This window comes from [Erwinia] mediterraneensis (genome assembly GCF_900604315.1).
GTDB lineage: Bacteria > Pseudomonadota > Gammaproteobacteria > Enterobacterales > Enterobacteriaceae > Pantoea > Pantoea mediterraneensis_A.
Window position 1 is genome coordinate 3,214,698 of record NZ_LR026978.1, and the last position, 19,940, is coordinate 3,234,637.

Genomic DNA, 19,940 nt, shown 5'->3' on the forward strand with positions numbered 1-19,940 from the left:
CCGGGGAAATGCTGGCGTTACGGGCAGTACTGTTGTTCGGTGTGGGTATAATACGCATCGGGCATGTAATGAGAGGAGTGTCTTATCCCGTTAACCATGGGCGTTCATCCTGTCGTTGTTTCACTACTGTCTTTAGTCGTGAAAGAGCGCCAGAGTTCCTTTCAGAGCAGGATTTTTTCACTGAAAAATCAATGGGCAGGATGATGTTCAGGGGGCCGGCATGCTGCCTGGTCAGGAGCGCAGAATGCCGGCACAGAGACAGGATGATGTCAGACTTTAAGCAGTTTTACCGTGGCATCCACATCGATTTCATCTTCCGAGAAGATCAGGGTGGTTCCCTGAAAGGTGGTGATCGCCAGTTTTTTCAGCTGGCGCATTTCACCCGGCTGTGCGGCTGATTTGGGCCTGATACTGTTCATCAGCAAACCTACAGACAGCACCGCATTTTCTTTATCAATGCGGCTGTCAACCGGCACTTCTTCGCTGTAAACCAGGTAAGATTTGATCGACGTCAGCTTCAGGCGCTCGCCTGCAATATAGATATATTTGCTGTCCGGCACGACTTTTACCGCATAAGCGGACAGTCCTTTGTTGTTGGTGGTGGGTTCGAAAGTCACCGCCGCATTTTTCTTGATCAGCTCAGGGTTGGCGACCTTAATCACATGAAAATAACGGTTGTCACCGTTCTCATCTTTGATAAATCCAAACCCTTTATCCTGAAACCAGGTTGTGATCGTTCCGTTCATCGCCATTACCGCCTGCTTAATCGTTTATCTGTTCAGTTTTTGCAGCGCGCAGTGTAAAACACAATGCCTGCGCAGACTACGTCTTTGGTTTAAGTCTGGACGATAAATTTCTGTCAGGCGAGTGGGGAGACGAAGAGTGAGGCGCGGCGAAGGGCTAACGGGGACAAAATGATCAACGACGAGCCTGCCATCGCTCTCAGGGGGACAGGAGCGGTTATGAACACTGACGAAGCCGCCGTGGCCATAACCGTTACTGTTAAATAATCTTCTATTCGCGCTGGCTGACCTCTATCTGCAGAGGCTGATAATATTGCGGATCAAAGGTTGATAGTGGCAACCTGACCACACTGTTATCGCCACGTATTTCGCTGGCTGCAACAATGCTGATGGCGCGCGCTTTTTCCACCGTCTCACAGTCGAATTCTGTCGCCGCGTCAACAGAGCGGGTCGCATCACTGTCGCCAAAAGGCGGCACATCCAGTATGCCTTCGCTCAGAGCATGACCTGTCTTGTCAGTAAGCTGTATGGTAACAGAGAGTGTGCTGAATTCTTCGAGCCCGCCATTATCCAGCCTGAACACCAGCGAGCATGCCCCCTGGATCCACACACTATCGGTATTACGAATACTGATGTAGCGATGCTCTTCGGCAAGGCAGGTTGCCTGCCAGCCCAGACCTGCCAGAAAAGTTGCCAGCAAGAGTTTCACTGTCGATTTTATACACATTCTTTTTTATCCGTGATATCGCGTGAGGGTCAGGGGCTGATGCGGGTTTTTTTGCAGCTTTCCAGCCAGCCTGCCGTGTCAATTTTGCCGTTTTCCAGATAACTCTGCTGATTCTGCCAGTGAGCGGCGAGGAAAGGCTTAAGCCCTGTAAGTCGTTTGTTAAGTGTCAGCATTTGCTCAAACACGGTAACTTCACGGTTAAGTCCATCTTTCCCATACAGGGTCGCCGAATCGACCAGGCTACTGGCATAATAATCCGTCAGTTGCCTGAGCCTGTCAGATTGCTCGCCCAGCTTAGCTTTACGGTTGGCACAACTGGCATCGCTTGCGTCTTTATCCTTACACAGTAGTTCGTAATTATGGTTTAAGAAATCCAGAAAACGACCGTCATCCTGTAGCTTGGTGCACAGGAAAGAGCCTAAATTCAGACTGGCACGGATCGACTGATCGCGCTCTTCTTGCTGCTTCTGGTTGCTGGCACGCAATTGGTTTTCCAGTACTTTCAATTTTTGTTTCAGAGCAGCGTCCTCGACGTTGGAAGCGAGACTGCCCAGCGCTTTGGCGGTGTCTTTAGCTTCCTCGCTTTTCGTTGCGTTAGCCTGATGTTCCGCCCCCAGGGTTTCCCAACTTTTTTCAAGCTGTTTAACTTTTGCAGTTGAGGTGATAGTCGGTGCCACCAATACCAGGCGCAGACCGGTTGTTTTACTGGTGAAAGGTGTCGCCTGGTCGTAATAGTTCACTTCTTTACGCGCCGCGCTGCGAATCTCTGCGGGACCAGAGAGGATATTGCCGCCACGCACTACAAAGCCCCCAGCCTGGCCATGCAGGCGATTTAATTTGTTGAGATAGAAGGGGGTAAACATCATTTCTGATACATTGCCCAGCATGTCATACAGACCCAGAGGATTGGGGCTCAGTAACCCAATAAGCTGGACTTTGCCGTTGGAAGACTGCGCACCTGAAAACCATTCATAGTTCTTAAGGTCATCCATGGGATAATGCAGATCCCGGAACTCGGCGCTGTTCACTTTCAGGCCTCCGCGCGCAGCAAACTCCCACTCAACCTCGGTTGGCAGGCGCAAAAAGCCAGGATTACCATCTTCTTGTGGCAGCTTATCCATGGCATGGGCACGCAGCCACCGGTTGTATTTATCGGCGGCTGTCACTGCATCGAACCAGCTCATCCCGGTGGCAGGTATACTCAGCTTACGCGAAGGAGTGGGGCAGGAGCCTTCCGTTAATGCCTGATATTGCAGAGTGGTAAGTTCATATTTCGCCACCAGGTAATAACGCCCTTTGTCTTTTTTCGCCTCAGAGAAACTACCGGCAATAAAAGCGGGGTAACTATGCTCGATGACGCCCCAGTCGCCACCATCCTGGCCCAGCGTAACGGGCATATCATCAAGAGGATCCGCCACAGGGATAGCGACACGACGGAAAGCCATCGCGCCTTCGCAGGGCATAGGTAAGATGATATCTTCGTCATCCGGTTTGGGATTCCAGGTTTTTTCATCCCAGGGTTCCGCCAGTGCAGAAGACATACTGGCGAGCAGGACGGGAACTAACCCGTACAGCAGTAAGGAAGGCGTTAAGGTCACGAATAATCTCCGCTAATCATCGACTGAAAATGAGGTGAGCAGGTTTACACTTCGCGCAGGCTCTGCGCAGGTTCAATATTAATGGCCCGATAAGCACCGATACTGGCCACCAGTAGCGCCACGATAACCGTGATCCCCATGGCCAGAAGGCTATGTGCCGGGGTGATTTTACAAAGCATCTGGCCTGTGACCTGACTACCGGCCAGGGCCCGATTAAAAACCTCACTGGCAAGCAGGTAGATGCCATAACCCCCCCCATAAGCAAGCAGGCTGAGCAGGCAGCCTTGCAACATCACATATCCCCCAACTGCCGGACCGGTAAACCCCAGAAGACGCAGTACGGCAATATGTTTGCGTTTGCGATCGACATTGGCGATAAAGGAACCGATAAGGGAGGCAATGCATCCAATCAGTGCGGTGGCGGCAATAGTGTTAAAAATAACGCCCAGCACCCGGTTGATGCTTTTTACATTTTCAATATCCGCCAGTCGGCTGGTCGTCTCGATACGTTGCGCCCGCAGGTTCTGCTCAAGGCTGGCAACCTGGTCGATGTTTTTCGCATACACTCTGGCACGGGCATAGCGCGGAGGTTTACCCGTTAGCGGATGGCCGCTGTTAACGCCAAAGGCAGAGAGAGCGTAGCCGTCCCGGAAATGCTCAAGCATCATCAGCAGCGTGGGATGGGTAAATATGGCCGCCCGGTTGAACCAGGTCGCTGGTAATATGCCGACAACAACCAGAGTTTGACGCCCCCACTCCCGGCGCTCTTCAAGCTGGCGGCTCACGCGCAGGGTGAGAGTATCTCCGATGTCGACCGCAAGTTTTCTGGCCGCTTCCTGGGTTAAGATCGCTTCATTTTCATGCTGTATCTGGAGCTTGCCCGTCAGCGGGTCGCCGCTATCGGTCGGGATGACTTCGGCATTTTCGATGAAATGGCTGCTGTCCACCTGCAGGTCGGCAAGGGTATTGAGCGAACGTGTCTGCCCAATTGCAAAACCCACGTCGGGACGTTGACGTAACTGCGCTATCCAGGCCTGATCATAGCTGCCACTGCTCAACATTTTGATTTCCAGATTACGCGGATCACTGGCCAGGTCATCCTGCAACTGGCTGACAATGCCAAACCGTAAACCAAACAGCAGCAAGAGTGGGGCGATAACCGCAATCAGGGAGGAAACCATACAAAAAGAGATCGTGCGATCGTGCCACAGATCTTGTAGTGCCAGGCGACCCAACAACAAAATTCGGTTAAAAGACAAAGTGGGTTCCCCTCCGGGCTTGCGCTTCAGACGGGCCAGCGGCCTCTGAGTCAATACGGGCAACTAAACAAGGTAAATTGAAACGTTGCACCAGCGGCCAGTCGTGACAGACAACCAGTGCCATCAGCCCTTCCTGAATAACCAGGTCGATAAACAGGCTGAACAGCTGTTGTGCATTATGGGGATCAAGCGCGGCGGTGGGTTCGTCGGCCAGCACCAGACCAGGACGGTGCATAATAGCGCGAGCAAACGCGGTTCTCTGCCTTTCGCCAAAGGACAATTGCGTCGGAAACTTGCCCAGCAGTGGGCCAAGCTTCAGGGCATCGATAACCCGGCTCAGCATGGCTTTATCCGGCGCTCTGCCAAGCAGCTGACAGGGAAGACGTATGTTGTCTTGTACGTTCAGAAAGGGAAGTAGCCCACCGTTCTGCAGTACAAACCCCAGGTGACGGGCGCGAATGTCGGCCAGTTCCGCTTGCTGATTGTTATTGAGCAGTGCGGCAACATCCAGCGGCTTTTCATCATGTAACGCGAAACGCCCGATGCTGGCAGGGCGCAGCAATAAGCCGATCGCTTCAAGCAGCGTGCTTTTGCCACAGCCGCTTTCACCGGTAATGGCTACTGCCTGCCCTGGCCGCAGCCTGAGCTGCGGCAGAGTGACATGGTGAGCCTGCGCGCCCTGACCGCGTACTACACACAAATCCTCTATATGTAGCATCAGGGCATCATTTCCAGCGGGACCGGGTAGACGCGCTCGCGGGGATCGCTGCCTTTGGCGAGTTCAACCCAGCGATCAACGTCAGCGTTATATTTCTGATAATGACGCAGCTTGGCTGACAGGGTGCGGATAAATTTCTCCTGCGAAAAGCCATCCCAGCTTTTCCACGTCTCTTCATCCAGATTCAGGACGTCGCTACGATAAGGCAGATCAGCAAGATATTCCCCTAACACACCGAGACTGTTAATTTTGCTGTTTTCCTGCTGCTTCAGCTGATTAGGATCGGCACCCATGGTGGCGGCGACGGTACGTAAGCGCTCAAACATTTTATCTGGCGAGATCATGCCTTCATTAGCCGCCTGCAGGATCTGACTCACCACATCGCTCAGGTCGCTCAACTGTCCCTTGGTCAGCAATACGCGAACGTCAGTGGTCGGGATATTTTGTTTAATCAGGTCGCGGTCGCTGATCCAGGCTTTAAATACCAGCGGCGCCTGGGTGTCATTCTTTTTACCCAGCCAGGCCAGCTGCATGGCATGACCAATCAGGACGGTATCCTCCAGCAACTTCTCCTCTGAGGTCGGCTTCTTTCCCTCATCTTTAGAAAAGAGAGCGCTGCCGATGGCCGGATCGCCCATATAGGCGGATTTGACCTGTTCCGTGATGGCACTTGCCAGAGTATCAACCTGCTGACCAAAGCTTTTCAGGTCGCCAGCATCCACGGACTGGTAAAGGTTGGACTGGGTGCTGTCAAAGTTAGAGAGATCACGATACTGACCTTCAGCTTTTGCATGATCCTCTTTACCCGAAGGGGTCTTCAGGTGCAGCGTATAAATAGCAATACCGCGATTGCCCGCCTCCAGGCGCAGCTGTCGGGCATCAAGACCGGTGGCTGAGAGTTTATTGCTGCCCTCAATGGCACCCGCGTCGGTGATTAAGACAATGTAACGCGCACCGAAAGGATGCCAGTCAATGTTATCGATCGCAGAAAGTACACCGGCATAAGCATCTTCATCGTACAGAGAGCTGGATACTTTGGCTTCTTTCAGGCCCGCGACTTTTTTCAGGAAATCCTCGCCATCTTTCACCTGATTGGGATCGGCGAAGACCTTTGCCGTATATTCCAGACCAGGCACGGCTTTGGTGTTGGAGCGAAAAGATACCAGACCAAACTTAACCTGTTCCTGCAGATGTTCCTGTTTGATTCTGGCGTAAATTTTATTGACTGCTTCTTTTGTTCGCTCGATATAGGGGCCCATCGAAATGGTCGAGTCGATAACAAAAACCACCGTGGCATTAAAGCCTTTCAGCTGGTTGATATCTTTATCCTGGCGGGCGTTGGGACCAGCCTTGCTGACGGAAGCGACGTTGAGTAAACGGGTGTAAAACCCGCTTTCCGTCATTACCTCTTCACCGCTAAGGATCGGCAGCAGGTAGAACTGCTTTTGCAGATCAACAAAATACTCCGGCTCCTGAGCGAGGACGCCATCGGCGCGCCCCTCGCGTTTCAGATGAGCGCGCAGGGGGGCTACCAGCGAGACGGGATCCGGAGCGGAGAGAATATCATCCAGGCTTTTTTTCTCTTTGAAAAACACCAGCCGGTCACGGTTTGCCGGATTGGTAAAGGCCAGGGTGAGCTGCATTTTCCAGTCAACGGTGCATAACTGCGGTAACCAGCCAATGGTTTTGCCATAGCTGTCAGGCCCAACCCTGACCCAGCTTTGCCCGTTGACCTCCGCTTTCTGATAAACGTAAAAGCTGCTAAACGCTGGTTGGATCTCACCCTTATCATCGCCAGCCATGGCGCCCAGTTTGCACCCTGGCGTGGTCAGAACCCGTTGAAACAGGGTTTTCTTTCCTTCCTGCAGCAGGGGTTTGTCTCCTTCAGTTGCCAGGGCCTGGTTTGCGAGAAGCAGGCCACATAGAGGCAGAACGTGCCGCAGAAAATGTGTTTTCATCATTTTCTCAGCTCCTCCAGACGTTGTTTCGCTTTTTGATTGTCCGGCTCGGTTTGCAGTACAGTTTCATACCAGTACGCGGCGGTATCCGCATCGGCATTTTTAAAACACTCGTCTGGGGTATGATCCTGCGGATCGTATTCACTGGCATAAGCGAGGGCGATCTTAATATCTCCCCCCTGTGCACGATGAGCGTACAGGCGTTGGGCCACACCGCATTTCTTCGCTGCTTTAGCCGCCTGAATAATTGTCAGCAGCGTGTCACTGTCGAGCTTTTGTTGTACGCAGTTTTGCACAAAATCGAGTTCACTTTGGCTTGTCAGGTTAGCAGGCGAACACGCGCTGGCATCAGACCTGGCTTCCGGGATAGACGGAGCTGCTACCGGGGTATCTGCGCTGGCTACTGGAGTAGGAATACTGTCATGTCCCATAAACCACCAGAGCGCTCCAGCGACCAGCGCCAGCACCAGCAGCCCGGCCACGATCAGCGAAACCGGAGAAGCATTGCGTTTGCGCTGGGGTGGCACCCGTTCTGGGATCGGCTCTGCTGACGTTGGTGCGGGTTCTGCTGGTGCAACAGACTCCGGTGCTGGGGCTGGCGCAGGTGCAGGCGTAGTCAACACGCTACTGCCGCTGTAGTTGCCGGTTTGTCCACGGGCATCAGATGAGAACAACTCATCGCGCACCAGTTGCAGGGTTGTACTGCGAATTTCACCTGACGCCAGACGGGCCTGAATCTGTACCTGGCTGGCGTTCGCCAGCAGCGGGTCAAGCAATGCCGGGCCAATACGGAAACCGCTACCATTATTAAATGGATAGCCGCCATCAACGGTAAACCAGTGTGGTGCCGGGCTCCAGCTGGTATCAGATTGCAGATAATTTTGCTCATTGTTGCAAAGACTAAATGTCAGATTTGACAGCACTGACTGTTCGCCGCGCAGGCGAACCATCAATTGCGCCGTGCCTGGCTCTGCGGGTTGGCAGGGGAAGATTTTAGCTAGCATGACAGGTTCTCTTGTTTCATCTGGCCGATGATGTGGCCAAGTTGCCGGTTATGTTCAAAGGAGATATCGCGCGTGGCGCTATGGCCCGCATTGTCCAGGATGATGGTCATGAGGGCCGATAACCAGTCACCCATATAGGCGACACCTGGCTGCGGCGCGACAGCGGTCAGTTGTGGCAACGCATCGCTGGCAAGAGGGGCCTGGCGGGCAAAGACTTTTTTCTTCTCACCCACATAGCTGTTGGGGATCAGTTCTTCGGGCAAAGCGAGGTAGCCAAACCAGGCAATAAAGTCACGTATCGCCAGTTGGGCACGCAGTACCTGACGCGCCAGTAATTGCTCACGACGTGTACCCGCCTGCTCCTGGCCTGCCAGTGCGCGTTTCAATATGCCTTCCAGATCCAGACGTGTGGCCGCCGTAATCAGTTCTTCGCATAACAAACCGATCATCTCGCTGTTCATCCCCAGTTGCTGCCAGTAAGTGGCTTGCTGCGGTAACTCCCTCAGGTACGTTACCCAGGCTTTGAATGCCTGATGGGCGAAGTCGTCGTCCCGACCTACGCGTTCCGCCACGGGCGCAGAAGCAACCACGGCGGGCGGTTCATCAACAGGCGCATCACCGAAGGGGTTGCTCGCAAAGGGATTATTACCAAACGGATTGGCAGTAAAGGCACTCTGCGGGCGCTGTTCAATGCCAGCTTGCGATGCCTGATCCTGATTACGAATGCTCAGGTAGATGTTGTGAAGTTCATGCGCCGGCAGATCCAGACGGCTGATCAACTCACCCATGTTATGCGGACAGGCGGACAACCCTTGCCAGAGATCTTTAGCAATCGCTTGTTTTCTGGCAATCTGGCCGTCACCGTCCTGTTCGTACCAGCGACCGAGGCGCTGATCGGCAATGTCGCGGCGACACTGCAGTAACTGCTCACGTAAACGCTGTAGTTTGAAATCCAGATGAGCGACGCCACGTAACGCCCCGGTCAGGCGGGAGATCCCTCCATCGTTGAGTTTAAGCATCTCCCGCCATGCCGCCTCCGGCTCGGCAACGTGCCGACCTACGTTATTGGCCGTGATAAAGATGCGGCCCATAGTGTCGAGCACATCATGATAGCGTTCCGCGAACGCCACTTCTTTAAAGCTCTCCTCGCCAGGTTCATTTTCCAGCGTCAGGAAGGGAGTATCTATCCCGGGTTTACGCACCAGGAAGCAGTTATCAAAGGGCTTGCCAGGTGCCCATTCCTTGAACCAGTCATACCGGGCAAATTTTTCTATCAGCGTTATATGCAGCATGCCTTCCCAGGCTTCTTTTAGCTGACTTTCCGTTTTTTTCAGATTGTCCTGGATACGAACATCACACATGGTAATAGCCCAGAATAAGCCGGCTTTGCTTTGCGCGCGCTCTTCTGCGGTTTTGCCTTGCGTCTTTTCTACCCAGCGTGTAAGTACCGGACCCACATCGGAAACATCGCTTTGTTTCGACGCGCTGGCACACACCACCAGGGCATTCATCTCCTGGTTATCGGTGTAGCGCTCAAACAGGTAGGCGACTTTGCCGCGCAACAACAGTTGCGATACCGCATTCAGACCATCCTTAGCGGCATCTTTCAGGGCAAGCAGCTTTTCCCGCCCGCGATAGCCGGGAAAATCGAGTAAATCGACCTGCTCCATGACACTGTTGTGGGGCACTTCCGCCAGCGGGAAAATAAGCTCTGAGGTTAACGCCGCCAGTTCGGCTTGTGACAACGCGGCGCTGCCGGTTTGCTGATGCGCTTTCCAGAAGCGTATTTCGACCGTGCGATCCTGACCCGAACCGAGGCGATTCAGGCTGTCGACATTCATAATGCTGCCGCTGCTGTGATCGGTAAGCGTGTCTAAAGGGGCAAACACCAGTGTGGAGTGGTTGAGTTTCGCCAGCACACGGGCCAGCGAACGATACGTTTCAGTGAGTTCAGGTTGCTCGCCCCACAGTAGAGAGAAGAGGTCCGCACGCTCATGAGGGGAGAGCACGGGTGCGATTTGCAGCACCTGTGGCCACCAGGCGTGCTCAAGCTTCTCCACTGACTTTTTGAACGACGCGTTGAGATAGTCCCATAGTGCGACCACGTCCTCCCTGCTGACACCATTACTGGCACCAGCCTGGCCTGAGCGAGAGAGAAAAGGACGCAAGCTTTCTTCGATGCGGTCCTCGTCAATCTTGTCATTCAACTGCTCGTGGTTGAAGTCGTTAAACCAGGTGTTGGCAAGAATTTTTGCCAGATCAATTTCACTGAACAGACGCAAAGGAAGCGGGTAACCCTCCGGGGCCTCAGGCGCGTGCGCGGTAAAGCGCGTGACCAGTCCGGTGGCCTCTTTGCCGCCGCCTACCGGGTTAACCTCTTTAATAAAGTCCACCACCTGATTGCCATAGCGCGCCTTCAACTCGCCATTGCCGCCTGCGGCTAACGCTGAAATAAGATAAGACTTACCCGCTTGCGAGATGCCAAAGAACCCCACGGTCATCGGGGTGGTTGAGACTTCAGCGAGGCTGCTTGCAAGATTGCGGGTGCGCAGCAAACTCAGGTTGAGGCTGTCTGCTTCGTTGTCCAGGCGGCGGGAGCTTGTTCGCACGCTGTCAACCCAACCCAGCGCATCCTGACACCCCTGAGCGATAGCCGCCCAGCCTTGTTGCAGCGTATTTTGCTCGTTATTCATTATTTTTTCACACTCCCGCTATCGAGCCAGTGTCGACTGTCAATGAGTCCCCTATCGGGCATGGTATTGAGTTCCAGCTCTAAGTCGTACTTACTGAAAGATTTATCGGTATTACTGCTCACATCAGCAATGGTCAGACGATCGCTGATAAGCCCCAGTTTGCGTGCGGCTTTGCCTTTATCAATTGCCAGTCTGACGGTGAGGTAGGGGGAACCGCTATCCGTGGAGGTCGCTGCTGAGAATTTTTTACGCCCCGACTCGCTAAAACGCAGGGTATAAAGGGGAGCGGCGGACCAGCGTTCCGCATCCAACTGGCGATAACCCAGGCGCAGGTCGCCCCGCATGACGATGCCTGGCGTGGTGGCTTCTCCCTCCTGATTCAGGACTACCGGCAATTTAATCTGCCCGTTTTCTGATTCGATATCACGGCAGACAACGTCGGCATCGTGGATCAGGTTATCCATATCGATAATGCCAAGATGGCGAATGGTCGAGTAAGGCTTCAGCGCTGAGATACGGAAATGGAAATTGGGAATGCTGTGGTTAGCGCACAGCTGCGACAGCATTGCGCCAACGGATGCGGTGCTCTTTGGATCGTCAATATGGCCATTTTTATGGAAGGGATACCAGGTACCGGTCTGGTAACCATGCAGTGCTAAAATACGTCCTGGCGGTAAGGGCAGATTGCGGCGAACAATGGCCTGGATACCCGGCAGTTGCGATGGACGACCAGTCAACAGCAGCAGGTCACAGTGGTAACAGGTTAAAACCTCGCACAGTGCGGTAAGTACTTTATCGATATTGAACTTACCAGAGCACACATCATAGTGCACCTTCGCCAGCATAAGGTTGAGGCTGATGTCAGCCAGTTTAAAGTCATTCAGGCCACCCGCCTTTTGCACTTCCCGGCGTACAAAGCTTTCAATGTCTTCACTGATAGTGCCAGCAGGTAGTAACTCACTGACCCGCTGATTAATCAGCAGATGAGTCTCTTCATTCTGCGGGTCATATTGCTCATAAGCGGCCAGTATGTGCAGCGCCAGTGGCACAAACAGCTGTAAGTTCAGTTGCTGACGCAATACCGCTTCGGCGGCGCTGATATTTTGCGAACCGCACAGTTGGGACATCAACGTTTCTACGCTACGCACGTCCGCTTCATGCAGCGCCAGCTCAAAAGCGGGAAGGACATAGGACTGAATCACATCGAGCAGAATGTCATCGCCTGCGATTTTAAAGCTGTCACGAAAACGCTGATGGGGAATGATATGCACGTTTGCACCGCCACCGGACACCCCATTACGATCCAGCCGATAATCAGTGATAACCAGGTCCGTTGTGCCGCCGCCAATATCAATAGAGGCAATGGTAATAGTTTCCCGTTCCTTACGATCAGGACGGCCCAGGGTATCGAAAAACACTTCCGGATGACCGGCAAAGTTCTGGTTGATCTCGGTATAGAGATAAACCAGTTGTGCACAGGAGGCCTCGTCCCAATCCACGCGGATTGCCGGCAGTGGGACCTTGAGATTCCCTTTAGTGTGCTCGTCGAGTTCATCGGCATAAGGATCATTTTCGCCAGTATGCCAGCGCAGAGATTTCCACACCAAACCCACGGCCTGTCGCATTCTTTCATCAAGAATACAGCGTTCAGCCATGGGCAGACCTGGCGGAACCGTTAGAATAATATGGCGCAGTTGCCGCGGAATACCAGCATGGCCTTCGCGAATACGTTGTTCCGGGCTATTAATCTGGCTGATGGCCTGAGTCAGGACTTCCGATAACATGAAGGTCATCAGGGAGCTGCGCGAGTAGCGTGGCGTGAAGACGGGAATGCGATCCATCTCATCTTCAATGGTATGCAGTGCCTCGCCTTTTTCGTCAATCAGGTTGGCGAAGGGGGCGGCAGTGGCAAGGGGATTGCTATCCTGCACATAGCTGCCATTAAAGCGCCAGCCCTGACCATAAAATTTTTCATCCCACAAATAACGTTTTGGACTGGATAACCCGGTAGAGCCTTCGCTTCCACGACGGCGTGCAGCTAAACGGCTGGCTTCGTTACCAATACGGGCTATTGTTGGCCACTGGAATGCGTCGTGTCGGCCGCTGCGCACCGAATAGTGATCTTTACCAAAAAAGGCTTGTGAAAATTCGACTTTACTTTCGAAGGGGTCAGTATAGACATGTTCGGGTGCGCTCAGATCGCGCAGCTTCAGCACATAATTGTGCATTAATCCGGATCCTGACTGACCGTGATCTTCAATCAAAATGCCGCAGGTACGAGAATTGCCCACATCAAGGATCAGATCGACCGGAATCGGTTTAATAGCATTGACTTCCCGATTGGCGATGACCTTAAATTGCGGTAATTCGATAGCGGGCTCGGTCTGGGTTTGCAGCCCTTCCAGCGGAATCGCCATTAAAGACAGCAGATTGAGATAGTGCGCCAGAGGATACTGCCTGACGATCTCCTCTTCGCGCTCGTCGATATCCCGGCCTTTGCTCGCTTCTTTAAATACTTCGACCAGCCACTCCCTGACCCAGTCCTGGGTCAAATACCAGTTGAGCGCGTAGGTGGCGGTGGCGACGGCAAAGGTCGCGCCGGCATTCACATCTTCATGATTAGGACTGAGATCCGCTGCCGCTTGTTGTTTTGCCATGATACGGGTATCGATAGCCAGCGTCATGCGGTGGCTATGACCATCCATATCGGGTTCAGGCAGCTTCACGATGCGAAAACGTGCCCAGTTTAGCGGCCCTTCCTGATAAATATTGGGCAGGCTAAAACGAAACAGCGGCAGTGGCAGCCAGACGCTGTCAAGAAATTTCAGGCTCTGCTCAACAGGCACGTCGTACTGGCTTTTGGCCTTTTCAATATTGTCAGGGGTCGGCTGATAGAAATAATAATCACGCTGCTCGTTGTAAATCAGACGAGTGAGTACGCCGTTCGCCAGTTTGACAAATTCACCCGCCGGCTGGCGTTTGAGGTGCAGGCCGAAGTCCATAAACTGAATTCCGGAGTCACCGACCAGTGTGATCTGACGATCAAAAGAAACAATCTCAGGCAACATAATATAATTCGTCCCTGTTTAAGTATTGGGTTGAAGCATGCGAATGGGGAAGGTTTTATCCCCCTCATTGTTGCCGACACAATCGGCGTGACCAGAAGCGGGCGATTTGCACTCTATGGTTGGGCCAATAAAGTTTGAGCCATCGCTACATTGCATCTGCTCGGGATTAGTAATATTGAGTGCTCCCAGGCGTACACTCCCTCTGGCCGCGCCGGTGCAGGTTACGCCATTCGACTGACGTACGCTGACCGTGCCGTTGCCCTGTTTAAAGTTGTATTGCAACTGTAACGGGCGGCCAGTGAGCTTGTCCTGAATACCGCCATTGACCCGCCATTGCCCGTTAAGAAACTGCGCCGGACCATCAGGTAAAGCTGCGGGAAGCGTCAATGGTTTTCCCTGAGCTGGTATTACTGGCGGCACGGTATTGGGAACAGCTGCGGGCTGTTGAGGCGCAGGGGGTTGCCCCTCAGGAATAACGGGCGGAACAGTATCAGCCGCAGACCCAGTAACAGGGGCTTCGCTATTGTTTAACTGTTCCTGCGCTCCGTTGGCTTTGTCTGTTGCCTCCTGAGTGGGAACATCGTTCGCCGCCGCATCCCCGGCAGCCGGGGCGAATACGCCATCAGGCGCCGCATTTGTGCCAGCTGAACCGGCTGCCGGCACAGGGGGAGCTGCGCTAGTTGCTCCGCTGGTCAACGGGACATTCACGCTGCTGCTGGCAAGGCTATTTTCCCCCGGGATGTGGCTATCTCCGGCAGTATGGACGGGCTGGCTGAGGTTTTTCTCAGCGGAAAATCCGGGAAGGCCAGGCAGTGAAAGTGACGGCACGCAGCCCCGTAGTAATCCCAGTATCAGAGCCAGACATAGCAGGGGTAATAGTAACCAACGCCACCAGTGCCAGTTACGGCGTCGGGGGTGTGTAACGCTCCCGTTTGCCTGAACAGGGGGGGCAGCGGGCTGTGGCTGCGGTTGAGTCAGCGGCTGAGCGAATGGAGCAGCGAGCGGTTGCTCCGCTACTGAGGAGGATTGCAGCCAGTGCATGGGATTACGCTGCTCGCCTGTGGGCTGAATAAAACCCCAGAAAGTAATCACCAGCACTCCATTAACCAGATAAAGAAACTCATTACCCGGAAAGTGAACAACTGATGTTAATAACTGCGCAAATACGCGCCGATCGCCGCCTGCATGACTATTTTCTGCATTAAGCATCTGCTCGCTTAACGCCTGTACCGCCATCTGAAATGCATCGAATTGCTGACGTGCAGAGGCGCGCTCGCTTTCCGTGGCGCTTTGCCATGGAATGACATCACCGGCGAAGCTGCTGTACCAGTCGGTGCGATCACCACCCTGATCATTTTGCGGAACGGCAAGATGCCGGGCGAGGTCGCGCCCGGCATCAAGGCGGTAGATGGCTTCACGAAGCTGAAATGCCATCTTAAACACGGGATAACCGGTTTCACCCAGCGCCTTAAACGCAGAGTTATTCCCGCTACGTAACAGTGGTCCCTGAATCGAATTTCGCATTGTCTGAACCTTATAGGGCGGTTAATTCACGCCAGTTATATGCAGGTGACTAATTTTTGCTCGCGCCAGGCAACCATTCGAAGCCCCAGCCATAATGCTTATCCAGCGATTTCCGGTCGCGGAAGAAGCTGTTAAGCCGTTCAACCTTGATGTCGCCATCCACATTCTTTAATCGGGCGATAGCTGCGACATTCTTGCGTTCACTGCCATTAACCAGGGTGGAACTGACAGGGGGCTGGTCAGGGGTATAGATAGTGATAGTGGCATTCGCGCCTTGCCAGTTATCTGTACCGCCGTAGATGAAGCTGTAAATCAGAACTTCATCAATTTCCTGCCAGTGACTGCCGTTGATAAAAAGCCATTCGCCATCCTGGTCGTCACCCCCTCGCTGATCTTTGGGTAACAACATAAAGGGCGGTTTGTCGTAATTGCCGGCAAATTTACTGAGCGCTTCAACCGCACTTTTGTTGCCATTTTTAAAACGAATAAATGCAGCAATATCCAGATCCACCGGTGCTTTATGCTGGCCCTGCTGCCAGGAGAGATTGATCCTGATGCGTCCGAAGTCCTTTCTCTTTTCGAGATGGATGCTCGGGTTATCCTGCGTCAACCGGGTATTTTTCGGGGATGCATCGGCAAGCATTGCGGGCGTTTCGCTCTGAACAGGGAGGGCAGCAACAGGACGGCTATGGCAGGTAAACCACCACCAGGCGAGTGCCAGTAACAGCAATAGCAACAGTAATAGCAGCCACGGTAGAAAGGAGCGCCGTCGCGGCAACGGAGCCAGCATGACGGGGACATCCTGGTGTGGGATTACCCAGTTAATTAATACGGGTTCGCCACCGACGGCATAACAGGTCAGTGCCGGTGAATGAGCGAGCAATGTTTGCAGCGCCTGAGCCGGTTTTGTTTCCCCGCGGGCGGCAAGCTGTTCGATCAGCCCTGCAACAGTATTCTGATACTGCTGGCGCTTGCTCTCTACCTTGAGCTGTTCATTGTCACTCAGTGCGGACTGTGGTATGGCAAGTCCTTGTCGTGCAGTCCACCACTCCAGATCCCCTTCGGCATTACGACGTGCCGTTGCATAAAGCAACGCAAGGGAAGAGGGAAGATAACGGTGAATAAGTGCGACCGTTTCCTCATAAGTGGCGAGGGTAGCATCATCAATTGGCGCTGATCGTGTTAATCGTTGCATAGCCCGGATTCATCGTTGTCATTAGCATCAGACGCTGAGCAGCAAAGTGAGTCACTGCTATCACGTGGTCTGCTTCAGGCAAAGTAGCGACCCTACAGGGCCACCACGCAAAGGGTGTGTTTACTGCAGCGCATTGGCTTGCTCAAGCGCGGCGACGCGTTTTTTGGCTTCAGCAATTTTCTTTTCAATAGCGGCAATTTCACTGGCGTTGCCGGCTTGCCGGGACTGGCGTTGCAACGCCTGCAGTTGTTGTATTTCTTGTTGGCGCTGCTGGTTATTAACTTTGCCTGAGCGGAGTTTTTTAAGTGTTTGTGCCAGATCGGATTGCGCCGCTGTTAACCTGGCTTGTTCATCGGCCAGTTTCTTACGTGAGGCTTGCTCTCTTTTTTGGGTATCAGCAAGATCCTGTTGCGCGATTTTATTATCCCGCCGACTTTGCAATATCTGGCGCTCCTGCTCGTCGATTTTTTGTCGGTATCCACCAGAGGTAGCGCAGCTCAGCTTGGTAATAAAGCCAGGATCCTGAGCATGTAAATCGCAGTCATGAGGCGATGTCGCGCATCCTGCAAGCAATACTGAAGTGAGTAGTACGTATTTTCTCATGAAGTAACCCATGAATTGAATGCTGAGTAAAATGTCGGGTATAACAACAGGGGATACAGGGCCGGAAATAATTCCGGCCCTGGTTTATCAACCCAGAGAAATAGCCTGGCGTTGGTTGTACAAACCATCCGCTTCTGATTCCAGAACGCGAATCTGGCTATTAAGCTGGCTGTACTCGGTATTCAGCGTTTTCAGTCTGGCTTTCTCCGTTGCGCTGGATGTTTTTTGCTCCTTCAGCGCTACTTGATAAGCCGCGCTTTTTTCTTTCATGACCTTGATTTTGTCTTTCATGACTTTAATGTTGGCATCTACCTGCGCCAGTTCTTTATTGGCCCCGGCCTTATCAAAGCCAGCCTTATCTTTCTGCAGGCTAATTTTGGTCAGTGTGGCATGGTTATCGCGGATAACCTCTTTCATCGCGGTGGTTGTTTTCGCTAAGTCAGCAGTATCTTTGCTGATGTCTTTATCCATCGCCTGCAGGCGATCGGCGGTAGTGGCATAATCTTTTTTCAGACTGTCCAGGTAGTAGTTTGTTGCCAGACCAGCAACACATCCGGCAGCGCCGCCCGCAGCAGCCCCGACTAAGGCTTGCTTGCTGTTTCCGGCCAAAGCCCCTGCCACTGCGCCAATACCGGCACCCGCCAGCGCGCCGACACCACAGCCCTGGGCTGCGGAGCTGCTAAAGAACTGGGATTGCTCGCCGCTGGTCAGACGTGGATCGGGTTTGGTGCCAGATAACAGAGAGCTGCCTGTATTGGCACAACCACCGAGAAGAAAGGTCAGAGAAACAAGAAGACAGGTTGCACTACGCTTAAACTTCTTTGCCATTATTTTATCCTTAAATTATCGCATGGAGCAGCGTAGAGAAAGTGTGCTGTCCATCGACACTATTGCTGTAATAAATTTTTTTAAACACGAGGCGTTTATCTTTTTTGCAGCATAAAGCTCAATTTATAGCCGCTGCAGAGGATAAAGATCTTCAGACCATTATTTCTGTTTCCACCGCTTAACGGCACGGAGAACATGCGTGATGCACCAGGGTCCTGAAAACGCTACATGGATATCGGCAGGGAAATCTGAATCTTTAGTGCTGGAAAGCAAATAAAATAGTAGTGGACATTGCACTAATGTTCTTGTTTGCTGGTTTAACCTGTAACAGGTTATGGCGTCAATATCTTTTTCTTATGCAATCTTTGCATGCAGAATGTGTACGAGCCAGAAACCTGACAGACTATAACCGAACAATCGCGAATTAATGCCTGAAGGCTGCCACACGTAATGAAAGCAGAAAATCAGCGGGTGTTGTGACATTAATCACTGAAAAGTTGAGCGTAACATTACTTTGCCTTCAGCAATCCAGAGCCCTCTGCAAAAATACTATTCATACTGTTATGTTTTAGCGTTAAGTGAAATTTAAACATTTTTAGGGCATATATTATCCTGCTGATTGCATCAGCGAACGACAAAATTTTATGGCTCTGGCATTTTAGTTTTCTATTTATGAAAAGGAGTAATAAAAATTATGAAGGGTGATAATTGCCGGAAAAATGTGGTTTTCGCCCTGCTTTGCTAAGTGAATACAGGCTAATAAAACAAAAACCCACGCAATAGCGTGGATTTTTATAATATTCATCAGTGATTATGCAATCTGATGAGATTGCATAAAACAACCGGGCCAATCAGACGTTAAACAGGAAGTTCATTACATCGCCATCTTTCACGATGTACTCTTTACCTTCAGAACGCATTTTACCGGCCTCTTTGGCGCCTTGCTCGCCTTTATAAGCGATAAAATCATCAAAGGCGATGGTTTGGGCGCGGATAAAGCCTTTCTCGAAGTCGGTATGAATTTTACCAGCCGCCTGCGGCGCCGTTGCGCCTACCGGAATGGTCCAGGCACGCACTTCTTTCACGCCAGCAGTGAAGTAGGTCTGCAGACTCAGCAGGGCGTAACCGGCACGAATTACACGGTTAAGACCTGGCTCTTCCAGACCCAGTTCGGCCATAAATTCGTCGCGCTCTTCATCGTCCAGCTCAGCGATATCTGACTCTACGGCCGCGCAAACCGGTACGACGACAGAACCTTCCTGCCCGGCAATCGCCCGCACCTGGTCGAGATAAGGGTTGTTCTCGAAACCATCTTCGTTCACGTTGGCGATATACATAGTCGGCTTCAGCGTCAGGAAGCTCAGGTAGCGGATTGCCGCTTTTTCATCTGCATCCAGCTTCAGCGAGCGCAGCATGCCGGCGTTTTCCAGGTGCGGCAAACATTTCTCCAGCGCAGCCAGCTCGACTTTGGCGTCTTTATCGCCGCCTTTGGCCTTCTTCTGCACGCGCTGAATCGCACGTTCGCAGGTTTCAAGATCAGAGAGCGCCAGCTCGGTATTGATAACATCAATATCCTCTGCCGGATTCACTTTACCCGCAACGTGAATAATATTGTCATTCTCAAAGCAGCGCACCACGTGGCCGATCGCTTCGGTCTCACGGATGTTGGTCAGGAACTGGTTGCCCAGGCCTTCGCCTTTGGAAGCGCCTTTTACCAGGCCCGCGATATCCACGAACTCCATGGTGGTCGGCACCACGCGCTGCGGCTTCACAATCTCCGCCAGCTGGTCGAGGCGCGGATCCGGCATAGGTACGACGCCTGTATTGGGTTCAATGGTACAGAAGGGGAAGTTAGCCGCTTCGATGCCCGCTTTGGTCAGCGCATTGAACAGGGTGGATTTACCGACGTTCGGCAGGCCCACAATACCGCATTTGAATCCCATGGTTAAATCACCTTTCTAACTTGGTGTGCAAAGCAGGGTGAGGTGCTTTGACGGAAACGAAAATAAAATTTCGCGCATT

At 52.6% G+C, this 19,940-nt stretch carries 14 protein-coding genes; all 14 read right to left on the bottom strand.

Annotated elements, in window-relative coordinates:
- Window positions 1-269: 269 nt before the first annotated feature.
- The 14 genes from E0E17_RS15140 to ychF all read right to left on the bottom strand — a co-directional run bounded on the left by E0E17_RS15140 (window position 270) and on the right by ychF (window position 19,861).
- Window positions 270-752 (bottom strand): cold-shock protein, encoded by a 483-nt coding sequence (locus E0E17_RS15140; RefSeq protein WP_130834838.1) that lies wholly within the window; start codon window positions 750-752, stop codon window positions 270-272.
- A 262-nt stretch (window positions 753-1,014) separates the two neighbouring features.
- The gene (locus E0E17_RS15145) at window positions 1,015-1,470 is read right to left on the bottom strand and encodes an IrmA family protein (protein WP_165446237.1); all 456 of its coding nucleotides are present in this window, start codon (window positions 1,468-1,470) and stop codon (window positions 1,015-1,017) included.
- A gap of 29 nt (window positions 1,471-1,499) precedes the next feature.
- Window positions 1,500-3,068 (bottom strand): formylglycine-generating enzyme family protein, encoded by a 1,569-nt coding sequence (locus E0E17_RS15150; RefSeq protein WP_130834839.1) that lies wholly within the window; start codon window positions 3,066-3,068, stop codon window positions 1,500-1,502.
- Window positions 3,069-3,112: 44 nt separating this feature from the next.
- Window positions 3,113-4,327 carry an ABC transporter permease gene (locus tag E0E17_RS15155; RefSeq protein ID WP_130834840.1) on the bottom strand — a complete coding sequence of 405 codons (1,215 nt, stop codon included), beginning with the start codon at window positions 4,325-4,327 and terminating at the stop codon, window positions 3,113-3,115.
- The gene (locus E0E17_RS15160) at window positions 4,317-5,045 is read right to left on the bottom strand and encodes an ABC transporter ATP-binding protein (protein WP_130834841.1); all 729 of its coding nucleotides are present in this window, start codon (window positions 5,043-5,045) and stop codon (window positions 4,317-4,319) included. The genes E0E17_RS15155 and E0E17_RS15160 overlap by 11 nt, the downstream gene beginning before the upstream one ends.
- Window positions 5,045-7,006 (bottom strand): vWA domain-containing protein, encoded by a 1,962-nt coding sequence (locus tag E0E17_RS15165; RefSeq protein ID WP_130834842.1) that lies wholly within the window; start codon window positions 7,004-7,006, stop codon window positions 5,045-5,047. Before E0E17_RS15165 ends, E0E17_RS15160 begins: the two co-directional genes overlap by 1 nt.
- Window positions 7,003-8,007 carry a flagellar basal body-associated FliL family protein gene (locus E0E17_RS15170; RefSeq protein ID WP_130834843.1) on the bottom strand — a complete coding sequence of 335 codons (1,005 nt, stop codon included), beginning with the start codon at window positions 8,005-8,007 and terminating at the stop codon, window positions 7,003-7,005. Before E0E17_RS15170 ends, E0E17_RS15165 begins: the two co-directional genes overlap by 4 nt.
- Window positions 8,001-10,700: a virulence factor SrfC family protein gene (locus E0E17_RS15175; RefSeq protein WP_130834844.1), complete on the bottom strand. Its 2,700-nt coding sequence runs from the start codon at window positions 10,698-10,700 to the stop codon at window positions 8,001-8,003. Before E0E17_RS15175 ends, E0E17_RS15170 begins: the two co-directional genes overlap by 7 nt.
- Window positions 10,700-13,768 (bottom strand): virulence factor SrfB, encoded by a 3,069-nt coding sequence (locus E0E17_RS15180; protein WP_130834845.1) that lies wholly within the window; start codon window positions 13,766-13,768, stop codon window positions 10,700-10,702. The genes E0E17_RS15175 and E0E17_RS15180 overlap by 1 nt, the downstream gene beginning before the upstream one ends.
- Before the next feature lie 18 nt (window positions 13,769-13,786).
- On the bottom strand, window positions 13,787-15,292 hold the full coding sequence (locus tag E0E17_RS15185; RefSeq protein WP_130834846.1) for an SrfA family protein: 1,506 nt from the start codon (window positions 15,290-15,292) through the stop codon (window positions 13,787-13,789).
- Between the two features lie 49 nt (window positions 15,293-15,341).
- Complete coding sequence (locus E0E17_RS15190; protein WP_130834847.1) at window positions 15,342-16,487, bottom strand: tellurite resistance domain protein; 1,146 nt, start codon at window positions 16,485-16,487, stop codon at window positions 15,342-15,344.
- A gap of 120 nt (window positions 16,488-16,607) precedes the next feature.
- On the bottom strand, window positions 16,608-17,102 hold the full coding sequence (locus E0E17_RS15195) for a hypothetical protein (RefSeq protein WP_237680798.1): 495 nt from the start codon (window positions 17,100-17,102) through the stop codon (window positions 16,608-16,610).
- 75 nt (window positions 17,103-17,177) lie between these two features.
- Entirely contained in the window at window positions 17,178-17,918 is a 741-nt protein-coding gene (locus E0E17_RS15200; protein ID WP_130834848.1) for a coiled-coil domain-containing protein, read from the bottom strand.
- A gap of 851 nt (window positions 17,919-18,769) precedes the next feature.
- Entirely contained in the window at window positions 18,770-19,861 is a 1,092-nt protein-coding gene (gene ychF, locus E0E17_RS15205; RefSeq protein WP_130834849.1) for a redox-regulated ATPase YchF, read from the bottom strand.
- Window positions 19,862-19,940: the final 79 nt, after the last annotated feature.

Coding starts and splice junctions, on each gene's coding strand:
- E0E17_RS15160 (WP_130834841.1), bottom strand. CDS start 5,045: ATGCTACATATAGAGGATTTGTGTGTAGTACGCGGTCAGGGCGCGCAG.
- E0E17_RS15180 (WP_130834845.1), bottom strand. CDS start 13,768: ATGTTGCCTGAGATTGTTTCTTTTGATCGTCAGATCACACTGGTCGGT.
- E0E17_RS15145 (WP_165446237.1), bottom strand. CDS start 1,470: ATGTGTATAAAATCGACAGTGAAACTCTTGCTGGCAACTTTTCTGGCA.
- E0E17_RS15170 (WP_130834843.1), bottom strand. CDS start 8,007: ATGCTAGCTAAAATCTTCCCCTGCCAACCCGCAGAGCCAGGCACGGCG.
- E0E17_RS15165 (WP_130834842.1), bottom strand. CDS start 7,006: ATGATGAAAACACATTTTCTGCGGCACGTTCTGCCTCTATGTGGCCTG.
- ychF (WP_130834849.1), bottom strand. CDS start 19,861: ATGGGATTCAAATGCGGTATTGTGGGCCTGCCGAACGTCGGTAAATCC.
- E0E17_RS15140 (WP_130834838.1), bottom strand. CDS start 752: ATGGCGATGAACGGAACGATCACAACCTGGTTTCAGGATAAAGGGTTT.
- E0E17_RS15175 (WP_130834844.1), bottom strand. CDS start 10,700: ATGAATAACGAGCAAAATACGCTGCAACAAGGCTGGGCGGCTATCGCT.
- E0E17_RS15190 (WP_130834847.1), bottom strand. CDS start 16,487: ATGCAACGATTAACACGATCAGCGCCAATTGATGATGCTACCCTCGCC.
- E0E17_RS15195 (WP_237680798.1), bottom strand. CDS start 17,102: ATGGGTTACTTCATGAGAAAATACGTACTACTCACTTCAGTATTGCTT.
- E0E17_RS15185 (WP_130834846.1), bottom strand. CDS start 15,292: ATGCGAAATTCGATTCAGGGACCACTGTTACGTAGCGGGAATAACTCT.
- E0E17_RS15200 (WP_130834848.1), bottom strand. CDS start 17,918: ATGGCAAAGAAGTTTAAGCGTAGTGCAACCTGTCTTCTTGTTTCTCTG.